The organism is Corynebacterium sp. HMSC074C01 (genome assembly GCF_001814605.1).
GTDB lineage: Bacteria > Actinomycetota > Actinomycetes > Mycobacteriales > Mycobacteriaceae > Corynebacterium.
In genome coordinates, this window is the sequence record NZ_KV817281.1 from 45,405 (window position 1) to 58,869 (window position 13,465).

Here is a 13,465-nt window from a genome sequence, read left to right on the forward strand (position 1 = left end):
ACGTGCTCCGCTCACTATTTAGGAGTTGAAGGCTTCCTCAAAGGTGGGCCAGGACTTCACCAGGTCCTCGCGCCAGCCCGGCCAGGAGTGCGTGCCCACGTTGCGGAAGTTGTAGGTTGCCGGAATGTTCTGCTTATCCAGCTTTGCCTTGAGCATGTGGGTGCAGTGGTTAACGGCCGCCTCAATGACGCCGCCTTCCACCTGCAGCTGAGCTGATCCCATGTATGCCGTCAACGGGCTGTAGCCCTTGTTGATGTAGTAGGACGGGGTGTCCTGCTCGCCCGCGAAGCCCGATGCGGAGGAGATGTACAGCTTGGTGCCGCGCAGCTTCTCGGAGTTCATCAGGGCGTCGTTGTAGCGGTTGTAGGCAGAACCCATCGGCCCCCACATCTGCTCCGGCTGGCCGCCACCGCGGTTCACTGTGAGACGCAGGAACTCGTACTCAGTGGGGTAGGCGGTCGCAGCACAGCCAGCGAAGGAACCAACTGCGTCATAGAAGCCCTGGTTGTGCTGAGCAAGCAGCAGCGAGGACGTCGCGGACATGGACATGCCGGCAATGGCGCGCTTATTGCTTGCGTTCAGACGCTCCTCCAGCGGGCCAGGCAGCTCCTTGGTCAGGAAGGTCTCCCACTTCTGCGGGCCCTTGAGGTACTTGCCGTTGGGCTCCTCCAACCAGTCGGTGTAGTAGGAGAAGGCGCCTGCCTGCGGAACCACTACGTTGACGTCCTTCTCAGCGTAGAAGTCCACGGCATCGGACATGTTCAGCCAGTCAGAGTCCTGCTCGGCGGAGCCTGCACCGTTGAGCAAGTAGACCGTCGGGCGGTCCGGGTTCTTGGCCGGGATAACAGCCAGCGGAATAGCGCGGCCGTTCATCGCCGGCGAGGTAGCCTCCAGCTTCAGAACTCGGGGGTCATCCTTGTATTTGTCATACCACTTTTGGCTTTCGACCTCCGGGGTGACTTGTAGGTCCGAGATAGTGGATAGGGCAGTGTCACCTGCAACTTGCTGTGGGGTGATGGTGGCAGCACCCGCAACGGGGCTGACCAGCGCGGCTGCGCTGAGCGCGCCGGCGGCGAGGAGAGAGCTAAGACGCTTCATAACGTTCCTTTATCAACGGTTGGTACGGCGATTGAGCTTAGCGCTCGGTCGCCTCAGTATCTACTGGCAGGGAATCAGCGGGGGCGTCGTTGTTCGCCTCTGCCTCATCCAGTTTCGCATCCTGCATATCGGCTTCGGCGTTCATTTCGTTAGCGCTCGTGCCCTCATCTGCTGCATAAGTTGCCGCTACCGGCGCGGAAGGATTCTCGGGAAAGAAGGCGCGTGCGAAGGTCGGCCAGGAGGAGTTGATGTCGTCATACCAACCCGGCCAGGAGTGGGTACCGGTGTTGCGCAGGTTGAAGACTGCGTCAACGCCCTCACGCTCCATCTTTGCCTTTAGATCATGCGTGCAGGCGTTCATGGCTGCCTCGATGACGCCGCCCTCAACCACGAGGGTGGAGGAGGACTTGAAGGCCTGGGATGAGCCCAAGGCATCAATCTTGGACGAGCCCAAGTCAGTTGCCCCAGCCAAACCGGAGTTGGCGGAAACATAGACCTTGGAATCGCCCATGTTGTTCTCGGTGGCGTTGATCAGGCCATCGTTGTAGCGGTTGTAGTCGCCGCCCTTCGCGCCCCACATCTGCTCGGTGCTTCCTCCACCGCGGTTCACGGTGAGCTGCGCGTAGAAGTTCGGCAGCGGGGCCGAGGTGGCAGCACAACCGGAGTAGGAGCCGATGGCATCGTAGAAGTTCGGGTTGTGCTGGGCTAGTACGAGCGAGGAGGTAGCGGACATGGACATGCCGGCGATGCCACGCTTGCCGTTGCCGTTAATGCGCTCCTCCAGCGGTCCCGGCAGCTCCTTGGTCAGGAAGGTCTCCCACTTCTGCGGGCCCTTGAGGTAGCCGTTGTTCGGGTCGGTCAGCCAGTCAGTGTAGTAGGAGAAAGCTCCCGCCTGCGGGATGACGACGTTCACGTTGCGGTTGGCGTAGAAGTACGGCAGGTGCTGCACACCCTTTGCCTTCGGATCGAGATCCTTGCCAAAGGTGGAACTAATCCAGTCCATGCCCTGCTCGGCGCCGCCGGCACCGTTGAGCAAGTAAATGGTGGGGCGGGAAGCATCAAAGGTGCCGTCTGGGGTGAGTACGGCAAGGGGAACGTCGCGGTCCATTGCGGGTGCGGTGGCCTTAAGAGGCTTCACCAACTCACGGTATTCCCCGTACCTGAAGACGTAGCCCATCCACTTCTTTTCGTCCGGGAGTGTGTTGATTTTGAGTTGGCTGAAATTGGTGTTTCTGTCGTTAAGGGCAACCTCATATTCCTCTCGAGACGGCGACGGGTTACCGGCCTCATCCTTGGGCAGGTACTCCTCGAGCTCGGTGTAGAGGTCGATATCGGAAATCTGGGATTCTTCAGCGTTACCGCGGATCTGAGCCGGGTCAATGTCGGATGCGCTGGCGATAGGGGATACAACGGCGCCGAGGGCTAAGGCTGAGGCCGCCGCCAGTGTGGTGAGAGAGCGCGCAATCTTCATGGAATCTCGCTTTCTTGATGATGAGCGGAAGTGTAGGGGCAAGTTTAAGAGATGCTCCGGACAAACCACCCTTGAAATGAGTAAAAGTACTGATAGGCGGGTAATTCAGTACCCCCGAAGATAAGGGTAGCGAGATTAAACATACCAAGTTATTAAAGTGAATGGTGGTATTGAAGTTGAAACCGTGTCATAATCTTTCCGCGCCTATTCCGGGGTTATGTAACGCAACGACAGTCTCGTTCGTTAGTGGAGCTAGGTACCGAGACCGCCTTTGGCGGCGGCCGCCTGCATCGCTGTGACCTCGCGGGAGGGGTGCCGCGTGAAGCCGCGCGTGCCGCTCAACTATCAATAGAAAGAAGAAGAATGAACTTTTTTGACACCATCCTCGTTTCCATCAACCAGGTGCTGGGCCAGATCGCTCACTTCGGTTCCTCCACGTCCTCGAAGGCTGCCCTGGACTGGGGTCTGTTCTAAGAAGTCTGCGGGGGTAGTGCCCCGCTTTCTTTCCCCTAATCCCCTTCATTGGGGGTTGGGGGTTTATTTATGCCGGGCTGCGCTCCATGTGTTAGGCCAGCATCAGAAGGGCTATGAACGTCCTGTGGGAATAGGTGCGGGGGTGGTGGGACAGCGAGCCTAAAGTTACGTATCCTGTAGAACGTGACTAATGAACATTTTGACGTTGTAGTACTCGGCGCGGGCCCCGGCGGCTACGTGTCCGCCATCCGCGCTGCCCAGCTGGGCAAGAAGGTTGCCGTTATTGAGAAGCAGTACTGGGGTGGTGTCTGCCTCAACGTGGGCTGCATCCCGTCCAAGGCTCTTCTTAAGAACGCTGAGGTTGCACACACCTTCAACCATGAGGCAAAGGCCTTTGGTATTTCCGGCGATGTTTCTTTCGACTTCGGTGTTGCGCACAAGCGCTCCCGCAAGGTTTCGGAGGGCATCGTCAAGGGCGTGCACTACCTGATGAAGAAGAACAAGATCACGGAGATCAATGGCCTAGGCTCCTTCAAGGACGCCAAGACCATCGAGATTACTGAGGGTGATGACAAGGGTAAGACCGTTACCTTTGATAACTGCATTATCGCCACCGGCTCCGTCGTCCGTTCCCTTCCGGGCGTGGAAATCGGCGGCAACATCGTGTCCTTCGAGGAGCAGATTCTCAACGATGAGGCCCCAGATTCCATGGTTATCGTTGGCGCAGGCGCTATCGGTATGGAGTTTGCTTATGTTCTGGCCAACTATGGCGTGGACGTGACCATCGTGGAGTTCATGGACCGCGTCCTGCCGAACGAGGACAAGGATGTCTCTAAGGCCATTGCCAAGGAATATAAGAAGCTTGGTGTGAAGCTCCTGACTGGTTACAAGACCACCGCCATTAAGGACAACGGCGACAACGTCACCGTTGAGGTTGAGTCCAAGGATGGCTCCAAGACCGATACTCTGACCGTGGACCGCTGCATGGTCTCCATCGGCTTCGCCCCGCGCACTGAGGGCTATGGCCTGGAGAACACTGGTGTCGAGCTCACTGAGCGCGGTGCCATCGCTATCGATGACTACATGCGCACCAATGTTGAAGGCATTTACGCCATCGGTGACGTCACTGCGAAGCTGCAGCTCGCACACGTGGCTGAGGCACAAGGTGTTGTGGCCGCTGAGGTCATTGCCGGCGCTGAGACCCAGCTGCTGGGTGACTACATGAACATGCCGCGCGCTACCTTCTGCAATCCGCAGGTTGCCTCCTTCGGCTACACCGAGGAGCAGGCTCGCGAGAAGTTCGCTGACCGCGATATCAAGGTTGCCACCTTCCCGTTCTCCGCTAATGGTAAGGCGGCTGGTCTGAATGAGACCGCAGGCTTCGTCAAGCTCATTGCTGACGGTGAGTTCGGTGAGCTCATCGGTGGCCACATGGTGGGCTCCAACGTTTCCGAGCTGCTGCCGGAGCTGACCCTGGCACAGCGCTTCGATCTCACCGCTGAGGAGATCGGACGCAATGTTCACACGCACCCGACCCTGTCCGAGGCTATGAAGGAAGCAGCCGAGGGTATCGGCGGCCACATGATCAACCTCTAAGCTCAAGGCGAAAAGCCAAAACAAGAACTCTCCCCCTCAATCCCAGAAAGGGTTTGAGGGGGAGAGTTGGTTTTAGCGCCGAAACGCTCCTGTCTTTAGCCGAGGAGCTTGGAGGACAGAGCGAACGGTGCATTAACGATGGTTACGAGAAGGCCCTGAACCTGGCCAAGGAAACCGTTAAGGTAGCTGCTCATGATAGTGATCCTTTCGATAGGGGATATCGGTCATGTTCCATTATAAGAGATGCGACCCTGGAAAATCTATGAACTTTGATATACAAAATCATTCTAAAGCTTTTTAAGATCAATGTATGTGAGCTGCCAGGAGCTTAAACACCCAGCACAAGATGTGTAACAAGGACTCCTAGAGGAGATTCGCCCGCCGGAAAAATTCATCCCAACACTGGAGAGCGCTCCCCACAAAAGGCAATAAAAATGTTATTTGTGGTCTAAAAGCTTTCCTTTTGGGTTGCCCCTACCATTCGTGCCGCAAGGGCAGAGTTAGTACGGCGCAACCGCGGAGCGGTGGGCATCAATGACCAACTGCTCGTTGATGGCGGGGAAAGCTCGCTGCGCACAGTTCTGGCGCGGGCAGGTGCGGCAGCCGGCGCCAATCGGCGTCGCGGAAGAAAGGGTATCGAGGTTAAGCCCTTGGGCGTAGACAGTGCGATTGGCGTGGCGGGCCTCGCAGCCCAAGCCGATGGAGAAGAGCTTGTTGGTATCCCCGAAACGGCCCTGCGGGTAGCTCACCGTGCGTGAAACCCAGAGGTAATTGCGCCCATCCGGCATCTGCGCCAGCTGGCGGGAAATGGTGTTGGGGCGTGAGAAGGACTCGTAGACATTCCACAGCGGGCAGGTGCCGCCGGAGTTGGAAAAGTGCACGCCCGTGGCTGACTGACGCTTGGACATGTTGCCCGCGCGGTCCACCCTCACAAAGGTAAAGGGGATGCCGCGCTTGTTGGGGCGCTGCAGCGTGGAAAGGCGGGAAGCAATCGTTTCATAGCCCACGCCGAACACGTTGCAGAGGTACTCCACGTCATACCCGGATTGCTCCGCCTCACTATGGATGAGGCCATAAGGCAACAGGGTGGCTGCGGCGTAGTAGTTGGCGATTCCCCGCTTGGCCAAGTTGATTGAAGCATCTGAGGTGAAGGGTTCTTCGTCCACGAAGCCGCCAATAAGCCCACCCGCTTCCAGGAATCCCAGCTCGGCTGCCATGCGGAAGGCGCGCTGGCCCACGCTCAAACGGCTGGCCAGGCGAAGAGTACCGCTGTCCTTGTCAAAGCGGTGCAGCGTGCCATCCATGCGGTCGGTGGTGAGAATCTCCACGCCGTGCTGGGATGTGAGCCTGTCATTCAGTGCCTGCTCAATATCGCGGATGTGGAAGGGGGTGACGCCGAGCTCCGCGGCGATCCCCTCCGCATGGATGTCCAATTCATCGAGATAATTCTGCCGGGCATAGAAGAAATCCCGCACCTCGTCGTGCGGCATGGATAGCGCCTGGCTGCCATCCGAGCGGCGGGTGTCGGTGGCAAGTGAAAGCTTGTCACGAATGTTGCGGTAGCGACGGTGGATATCCACGAGCGTGCGGGCAACGGTGGGGTGGCTATAAACCAACTCGGACAATTCCTGAAGTTCCACGGGGGAGGGGCAGATTTCCTGGTCTTGTACGACATCCTGGATTTCTGCCAGCAGGCGTGAGTCATCATCGCGGGAGAAGAACGTGGCATCAACGCCAAATGCTTCAGTGATTTTCAGCAAGACCGGGACGGTAAGCGGGCGCACGTCATGCTCAATCTGGTTGACGTAGCTCGCTGAAAGTCCCAGCGTAGCGGCGAGGGAAGCTTGGCTGAGATCACGTTCGCGGCGCAGCTGGCGCAGGCGCGAACCCACGTATGTCTTGCTCATGTGAGCTAGATTACCTAGTGCCTTTCACTCATAACAATATTTTTGCAAGGAATGTGTGAAGTATTTTAACTCCGCTGCGAAGTGGGGGTGTTGGCAGGGTGCTGGGCGGGCAATGAAGGGTGGATACCAAGCGAAAGTTTGACACCTAAAGGGGTAGGGTCGTCACTCGCGCCACACCCTGTGACAAAAGTCTCAACCGCGAAATGTTTTCGCAAGGTCAATATTGCGTAAAGAGAAGTAATCAAGGTAGAGCGGCAAAAGGGATAGACCACCTAAGGTGATCCTTGCCTTATCTTGAATCTTTCGGTGGGCCATAGGAGGGGGAAGGGGTGCGCAAAGCAAAGAGATAACTAGTGGTCAGCGTGAAGTTCTGCGTAAGGTAAGGACGACTATGGAGGTGTCATGTCTGTAAAAAATCCTGACCGTGAAGCCCTCGCTCACGGCCGTATTACTAATGAAACGATTCGTCCTAAGCCAGGAATTCCGTCCTGGGCTTTGAAACTGACGATGGCAATTACCGGTTTGTTCTTCGCGCTCTTCGTCGTGGGACACATGGCCGGCAACTTGAAGCTTTACCTGCCGGCTCATGACGGCCAGGAAGCCCTCGATGCCTACGGTGCATTCCTGCGCAGCATGGGTGATCCGCTGATTCCGAGCGGTCACCTTCTGTGGATCATCCGCATCGTTTTGCTGGCTTGCGTGATCGCCCACATTTACGGCGCCTTTGCGCTGACCGCTCGCTCCAAGGCATCCCGCGGTAAGTTCAAGCGCACCAACCTGATGGGTGGCATGGATTCCTTCGCTACGAAGACCATGCTGGTGACCGGCGTCGTGCTGCTCCTGTTCATCGTCTTCCACCTTCTGGATCTGACGATGGGTGTCCAGCCGATCGCTCCGGAGACTTTCGCTCATGGTGACGTGAAGGCCAACATGATCGCTACCTTCTCTCGCTGGCCGGTGACCATCATCTACATCGTCGCCATGCTCTGCCTCTTCCTGCACCTGACCCACGGTATCCGCCTTGCGGCTTCCGACCTGGGCATCACCGGTGCTAAGTGGCGCGAGGTATTTGTCATCCTGGCGTACATCGTCCCGGCCGTCGTGTGCCTGGCAAACATCGTTATGCCGTTGTCCGTCGCCCTGGGCTGGGTCAGCTAAAGGAGTTTTGAACCCATGACTAACGCGAATACTGAACTCAAGCGCGAGCACCCGAACTTCTCGCACCCGCAGTCCATCGTCCCGGGTGTTAAGCCGGGCCGCATTCTGGAGTCCAACGAGCCGCACGGCGTCCCGATGAAGGACATGTGGAGCTACCAGAAGGACCATATGGAGCTGGTCTCCCCGCTGAACCGCCGTAAGTTCGAAATTATCGTCGTCGGCACCGGCCTGGCTGCTGGTTCCGCCGCGGCTGCTCTCGGCGAGCTGGGCTACAAGGTGAAGGTCTTCACCTACCACGATTCCCCGCGCCGTGCGCACTCCATTGCTGCGCAGGGTGGTGTGAACTCCTCTCGCCACAAGAAGGTGGATAACGACTCCGCTTACCGCCACACCAAGGACACCGTCAAGGGCGGCGACTACCGCTGCCGTGAGTCCGACTGCTGGCGCTTGGCTTATGAGTCCATCCGCGTCATCGACCACATGAACGCCATTGGCGCTCCGTTCGCTCGCGAGTACGGCGGCACCCTGGCTACCCGTTCCTTCGGTGGCGTGCAGGTCTCCCGTACCTACTACACCCGTGGCCAAACAGGTCAGCAGCTGCAGCTGTCCACCACGTCTGCGCTCTACCGCCAGATTGGCCTGGGCAACGTGGAGCTCTTCGCTCACCACGACCTGCAGGACATCATTACTTACAACGACGGTGGCAAGAAGCGCGCCGGCGGCATCGTGACCCGTAACCTCATCACCGGCGAGCTCAAGGCCTTCACCGGCCATGCAGTTATCCTCGGTACCGGCGGTTACGGCAACGTCTACCACATGTCCACGCTGGCCAAGAACTCGAATGCTGGCGCCATGATGCGTGCGTACGAGAACGGTGCTTACCTGGCTTCCCCGGCATTCATCCAGTTCCACCCGACTGGCCTGCCGGTGAACTCCGAGTGGCAGTCCAAGACCATCCTCATGTCCGAGTCGCTGCGTAACGACGGCCGCATCTGGTCTCCGATCAAGGAGAAGGATGACCGTCCTGCCAACGAGATTCCAGAAGAGGAGCGCGACTACTTCCTGGAGCGCCGCTACCCGGCCTTCGGTAACCTCGTCCCGCGTGACGTGGCTTCCCGCGCCATCTCCCAGCAGATCAACAAGGGTCTGGGCGTTGGTCCGCTGCACAACTCCGTGTACCTGGACTTCCGCGACGCCATCGAGCGCCTGGGTAAGGACAAGATCCGCGAGCGTTACTCCAACCTCATCGAAATGTACGAAGAGGCCATTGGTGAGTCCGCTTATGAGACCCCGATGCGTATCGCTCCGACTTGCCACTTCACCATGGGTGGCCTGTGGACGGACTTCAATGAGATGACCACCATCGACGGCCTCTTCGCCGCCGGTGAGTGCTCCTGGACCTACCACGGTGCGAACCGCCTGGGTGCTAACTCCCTGCTGTCCGCTTCCGTCGACGGCTGGTTCACCCTGCCGTTCACAATCCCGAACTACCTGGCTCACCACCTGGGTGAGGCCAAGCTGGCTGAGGACTCGGCAGAGGCCAACGAGACTGTTGCTCGCGCACAGGCTCGCATCGACCGCCTCATGTCCATCCAGGGTCAGGATCCGCACGGCCCGGCGTACTACCACCGCCAGCTGGGTGACATCCTCTACTGGGGTTGTGGCGTGTCCCGTAACGTCGAGGACCTCAAGGTTGCCATCGAGAAGGTTCGCGCACTGCGCAAGGAATTCTGGGCTAACGTCCGCATTACTGGCGACGCCAACGACATGAACCAGGTTCTCGAGTACGGTCTGCGTGTTGCTGACTACATCGACCTGGGCGAGCTCATGTGTATTGACGCCCTTGACCGCGACGAGTCCTGTGGTGCTCACTTCCGTGATGACCACCTCTCCGAGGACGGCGAGGCCGAGCGTGATGACGAGAACTGGTGCTTCGTTTCCGCTTGGGAGCCGGGCGCCGCTGAGGGCGAGTTCATCCGCCACGCTGAGCCGCTGTACTTTGATTCGATCCCGCTGATGACAAGGAACTACAAGTAATGAAACTGACACTTGAGATCTGGCGTCAAGCCGGACCGACGCAAGAAGGCAAGTTCGAAACCGTGCAGGTTGACGACGCCGCCGAGCAGATGTCCATCTTGGAGTTGCTCGATCACGTCAACGACGGCCTCATTGAGGCCGGCAAGGAGCCGTTCGCATTCGCTTCCGACTGCCGTGAGGGCATCTGCGGTACCTGTGGCCTCCTGGTCAATGGCCGCCCGCACGGCCCGGGGCAGAACACCCCGGCCTGCCAGCAGCGCCTCTTCCAGTTCAAGGATGGCGACACCATCAAGCTGGAGCCTTTCCGCTCCGCTGCCTACCCGGTCATCAAGGACATGATCGTGGACCGCGCCAAGCTGGACCACGTCATGGAGCAGGGCGGCTACGTGTCCATGGATGCGGGTACCGCTCCGGACGCTGACACTCTGCACGTCAACCACGAGACCTCCGAGTACGCTCTGGACCACGCTGCCTGCATCGGCTGCGGTGCCTGTGTGGCATCCTGCCCGAACGGTGCTGCTCACCTGTTCACCGGCGCCAAGCTGGTTCACCTCTCCCTCATGCCGCTGGGCAAGGAAGAGCGTGGCCGCCGCGCACGCAACATGGTGGACGATCTGGAGCAGAACTTCGGCCACTGCTCGCTCTACGGCGAGTGCGCCGACGTCTGCCCGGCTGGTGTGCCGCTGACCGCGGTTTCCGCGGTTACCCGCGAACGTGCACGTGCTGCTTTCCGCGGCAAGGACGACTAAGCTATAGTCATTCACAGGATTAACAGGAACGAGAGAAAGTTTCAGCCATGAGCGACCTCAACCCGGCAGTTGCTGATCACCACAGCGAGACCTACCCGGAGTTCTCCGGTAAGATTCAGGACTCCTACATCGAGGGATATGACCCCGTTTCTTACGGTGCACCGCACTCTTCTTTGCTGCGCACCTCCACATGGGTGGGCATGGGCTTGGTCCTCTCGATGCTGCCGGCAGCCGGCATCCTCATCTGGGGCCTCGGTACGTGGCTCTACCCGGATGGCACCGCTGGTGCTGACTACCAAATCAACATCATCGTCGGCGCTATCGCGCTCGTCGTTGTTGCCATCCTGGCCGTCGGCTCCGTCAAGTATGGCCGCCGCTACTACCGCCAGTACCGCAAGGAAACCGGCCGCATCAACTAGGCACCTCCTAGGACGTTGAACGCCTAAGTTTCTGTACTGACACCACCACAACCCCTACCTCCAAACAGGCACATGGGAGACCATGTGAGGAGGTGGGGGTTGTTGTCGTTTGGGCCTGAGCGGCGGCCCGAGTGGGGGAGGTGAGGGGCAGGAGAATGGGAGGCAAAGGGGCGCCAGAGCGGGCGCCGGCGCTTGGCGACGTTTCCCGCTTCCCTTCCACGATGAAGGGAAGGGAGTTCTCAGTTTGACGTATTTAGGGCCTAGTTGTTTGGTTAATAGTTTTCCACGGCGTACATCACCACGCTTTGATAGAAGTTTCCGTCCACAGGCAGTGACCGTTCCATGAACTCTGTACGGACGACCTCAAAAACATTAGAGCTTCCGCGCGAGACAAGGGCGGCGTCTAGCACCTGCGCAAATTGGTCTTCAACTTGTGAATTGCCCGCGTGCATTAACATCACGTCAAGCAGATCCTGGATACGACGAGCATGTTGAAATGCATCTGTTGCGGATACTGGCTCATTGACCAGACTTTCATCTGGCAGCGCAATACCATCCGCCTTATCCTCCATGGCAGCCACCGCCAAGCGTGCCATAGCGGCAGTCAACACACTCAGCGCGTCCTCACCACCAAGAATCAGGTTGGTGAACTTATCACTGTCAGCGCCCGCGCCTAAGACTGCAGTGAGTACCTTATCGCGCATTTTCGGAGATTTCGCGAGTGCTTCCATCGGATTCTTTGTGGCGAGTACTTCTACTTCATCGTCCTTGGCGAGTGCCTCCCATACGCCGTGGACCATGCGGGTATTCGCCGAGTTTGACATGTCGATCCCAGCAGCAGCGAACAACTCATTGACCTGTTCCACTGCTTGGCGAAACGCCCCTTGTAACGGATCAGCCGCGCCACCGGTAGACACACGCCCGTCGAACCCAGGCACCGGCAATGGTGCACGAGAATCCTCAGTTTTGAGCTCCAAATTTGCTGATTTATCCAAATCCCCAGTCACCGCTGTGGCGACAACATCCACGCCGGTGACGTAATCGTCCACGCGTTCCTTCTTACCTAGCTTGAGGTTGCGAACGAGGAGATCAGCGAAGATCGCACGTTTATGTAAACGCACATCCTGGAAGTCAATGAACTGGCTTAAGAAATCCCAAGCGTGAACGTACTTGACCAAGTTGGCGCGAAAATCCGTCGCTACGGCTTCATTCTCCTTGTTTCGAGTGAAGAGAGCATCTAGATAGAAATCCGTCCAGCGCGTCACAACGGGGTCAATACCGATACGGATGAGGCTGTCCTTCTTCTTCACGTCCACACCCGGGTCCATGACCACGTTGGCGAGGGCTTCCATTTCTCTCACGTCATAGAATTGCGAGGTATCCAGAATCCGAGCCAAATCGCTGAGCACGTTGGGATCAACGTCAGTGTCGATAGACGCTTGTGAGTAGTACGGCTGGAATGCGTGCAGGATTGTCTCGGGGTCATTGATGAAATCGACCACGTAGGTCTTGGATTTCTTCTTCACCGGAAGTGTGCGGTTCAGTCGAGATAGCGTCTGTACCGCCATGACCCCAGATAGTGGCTTATCCACGTACATGGCGGAAAGACGTGGTTCATCAAATCCAGTTTGATACTTATTCGCCACGATCAAGAATTTGTAGGACTCACCATCAAACATCTTGGTGGTCTCCATGCGGCGTTTACCCTCAGGCGCGTTCTCATTATTGAGCGAGAATTCGGTGACAAGTTCTTCCACGTCCGGATCTTTCGAAACATTCAACGATCCGGAAAACGCCACGAGTGCTTCAAGCCCTCGATACTTCGGGTCAGCCTGGATTACGTCTTGGACCGCTCTAAACCAGCTGTATGCGCTCATACGGTCATCGCAGACCACCATTGCTTTGGCTGTGGACCCAAGCAGGCTGCGCACGTTGTTGTGGAAGTGTTCGACGGCAACTTGTGCCTTGGAATGGATGGACTTCTCGTGGGAGCGAACGAACTGCTTGAGAGCGGACTTGGCTTCACCAAGATTGACCTCATCTTCGCGCCCGAGCTTGTCCTCAATCCTGGCGTACAGGTTCAGCGAAATGTAGTTCTGGAGCACATCCAGAATGAAGTGTTCATCGATTGCCTGCGCCATGGAATAGAGATCAAATGCCACGCGCTTGTCCGGGTTATCCGGTTCGGGTTCACCAAACACCGCAAGAGTTCTTGCTTTCGGTGTGGCGGTGAGCGCCACTATGGTGATATTGGAAGAACGCGCCACAGCAGAGTCGCGTTGTTGCTGGAGTTTGTCTTTTTCGGCGCGGCTAAGCTTGGCTGGCTGGGGTGGGGTAAGTGCGTCATTGTGGGACGCGTCTACCATCGACGAATCTTCGCTAGTTTCGGAAGCCGCAGCGGCTCGCGACGCTGCGTTCGCGATCTCATCAGGCGTATCCGAAAGCGTCTCTAAAAGCGTGCGCGATGCCTTACCGTGCTGGGATGAATGTGCTTCATCGATAATCACCAGCCAGCGGCGGTTCGGACCTGACCCCTGTTTGGTAGACACCTGATAT

At 57.8% G+C, this 13,465-nt stretch carries 8 protein-coding genes and 1 pseudogene; 5 read left to right on the forward strand and 4 right to left on the reverse strand.

Annotated features, from left to right (window positions below):
* Positions 1 to 18 precede the first annotated feature (18 nt).
* Together HMPREF2978_RS08110 and HMPREF2978_RS08115 are read right to left on the reverse strand one after the other, a co-directional pair.
* On the reverse strand, positions 19 to 1,098 hold the full coding sequence (locus HMPREF2978_RS08110) for an alpha/beta hydrolase (RefSeq protein WP_070527659.1): 1,080 nt from the start codon (positions 1,096 to 1,098) through the stop codon (positions 19 to 21).
* A gap of 37 nt (positions 1,099 to 1,135) precedes the next feature.
* Positions 1,136 to 2,569, reverse strand: coding sequence for an alpha/beta hydrolase (locus HMPREF2978_RS08115; protein ID WP_070527651.1), 1,434 nt, complete (start codon positions 2,567 to 2,569; stop codon positions 1,136 to 1,138).
* 657 nt (positions 2,570 to 3,226) lie between these two features.
* On the opposite strand from HMPREF2978_RS08115, the gene lpdA reads away from it, so the two are divergent.
* On the forward strand, positions 3,227 to 4,639 hold the full coding sequence (gene lpdA / locus HMPREF2978_RS08120; protein WP_070527649.1) for a dihydrolipoyl dehydrogenase: 1,413 nt from the start codon (positions 3,227 to 3,229) through the stop codon (positions 4,637 to 4,639).
* Between the two features lie 500 nt (positions 4,640 to 5,139).
* On the opposite strand, the gene ramB is transcribed toward lpdA, so the two are convergent.
* Positions 5,140 to 6,546: an acetate metabolism transcriptional regulator RamB gene (gene ramB / locus HMPREF2978_RS08125; protein WP_070744950.1), complete on the reverse strand. Its 1,407-nt coding sequence runs from the start codon at positions 6,544 to 6,546 to the stop codon at positions 5,140 to 5,142.
* 402 nt (positions 6,547 to 6,948) lie between these two features.
* Between ramB and HMPREF2978_RS08130 the strand changes: the two genes are divergently transcribed.
* The 4 genes from HMPREF2978_RS08130 to HMPREF2978_RS08145 are packed head-to-tail and all read left to right on the forward strand — an operon-like array spanning position 6,949 to position 10,909.
* Positions 6,949 to 7,704, forward strand: a complete 756-nt coding sequence (locus tag HMPREF2978_RS08130; protein WP_070744952.1) for a succinate dehydrogenase cytochrome b subunit — start codon at positions 6,949 to 6,951, stop codon at positions 7,702 to 7,704.
* Positions 7,705 to 7,719: 15 nt separating this feature from the next.
* The gene (locus tag HMPREF2978_RS08135; protein ID WP_070744955.1) at positions 7,720 to 9,741 is read left to right on the forward strand and encodes a fumarate reductase/succinate dehydrogenase flavoprotein subunit; all 2,022 of its coding nucleotides are present in this window, start codon (positions 7,720 to 7,722) and stop codon (positions 9,739 to 9,741) included.
* Positions 9,741 to 10,490: a succinate dehydrogenase/fumarate reductase iron-sulfur subunit gene (locus tag HMPREF2978_RS08140; protein WP_070527635.1), complete on the forward strand. Its 750-nt coding sequence runs from the start codon at positions 9,741 to 9,743 to the stop codon at positions 10,488 to 10,490. The genes HMPREF2978_RS08135 and HMPREF2978_RS08140 overlap by 1 nt, the downstream gene beginning before the upstream one ends.
* Positions 10,491 to 10,537: 47 nt before the next feature.
* Complete coding sequence (locus HMPREF2978_RS08145) at positions 10,538 to 10,909, forward strand: hypothetical protein (protein WP_010189861.1); 372 nt, start codon at positions 10,538 to 10,540, stop codon at positions 10,907 to 10,909.
* Positions 10,910 to 11,181: 272 nt separating this feature from the next.
* Here the strand turns inward: HMPREF2978_RS08145 and HMPREF2978_RS08150 are convergent.
* Positions 11,182 to 13,465 (reverse strand): annotated as a pseudogene (locus HMPREF2978_RS08150) (type I restriction endonuclease subunit R); the annotation flags it as partial.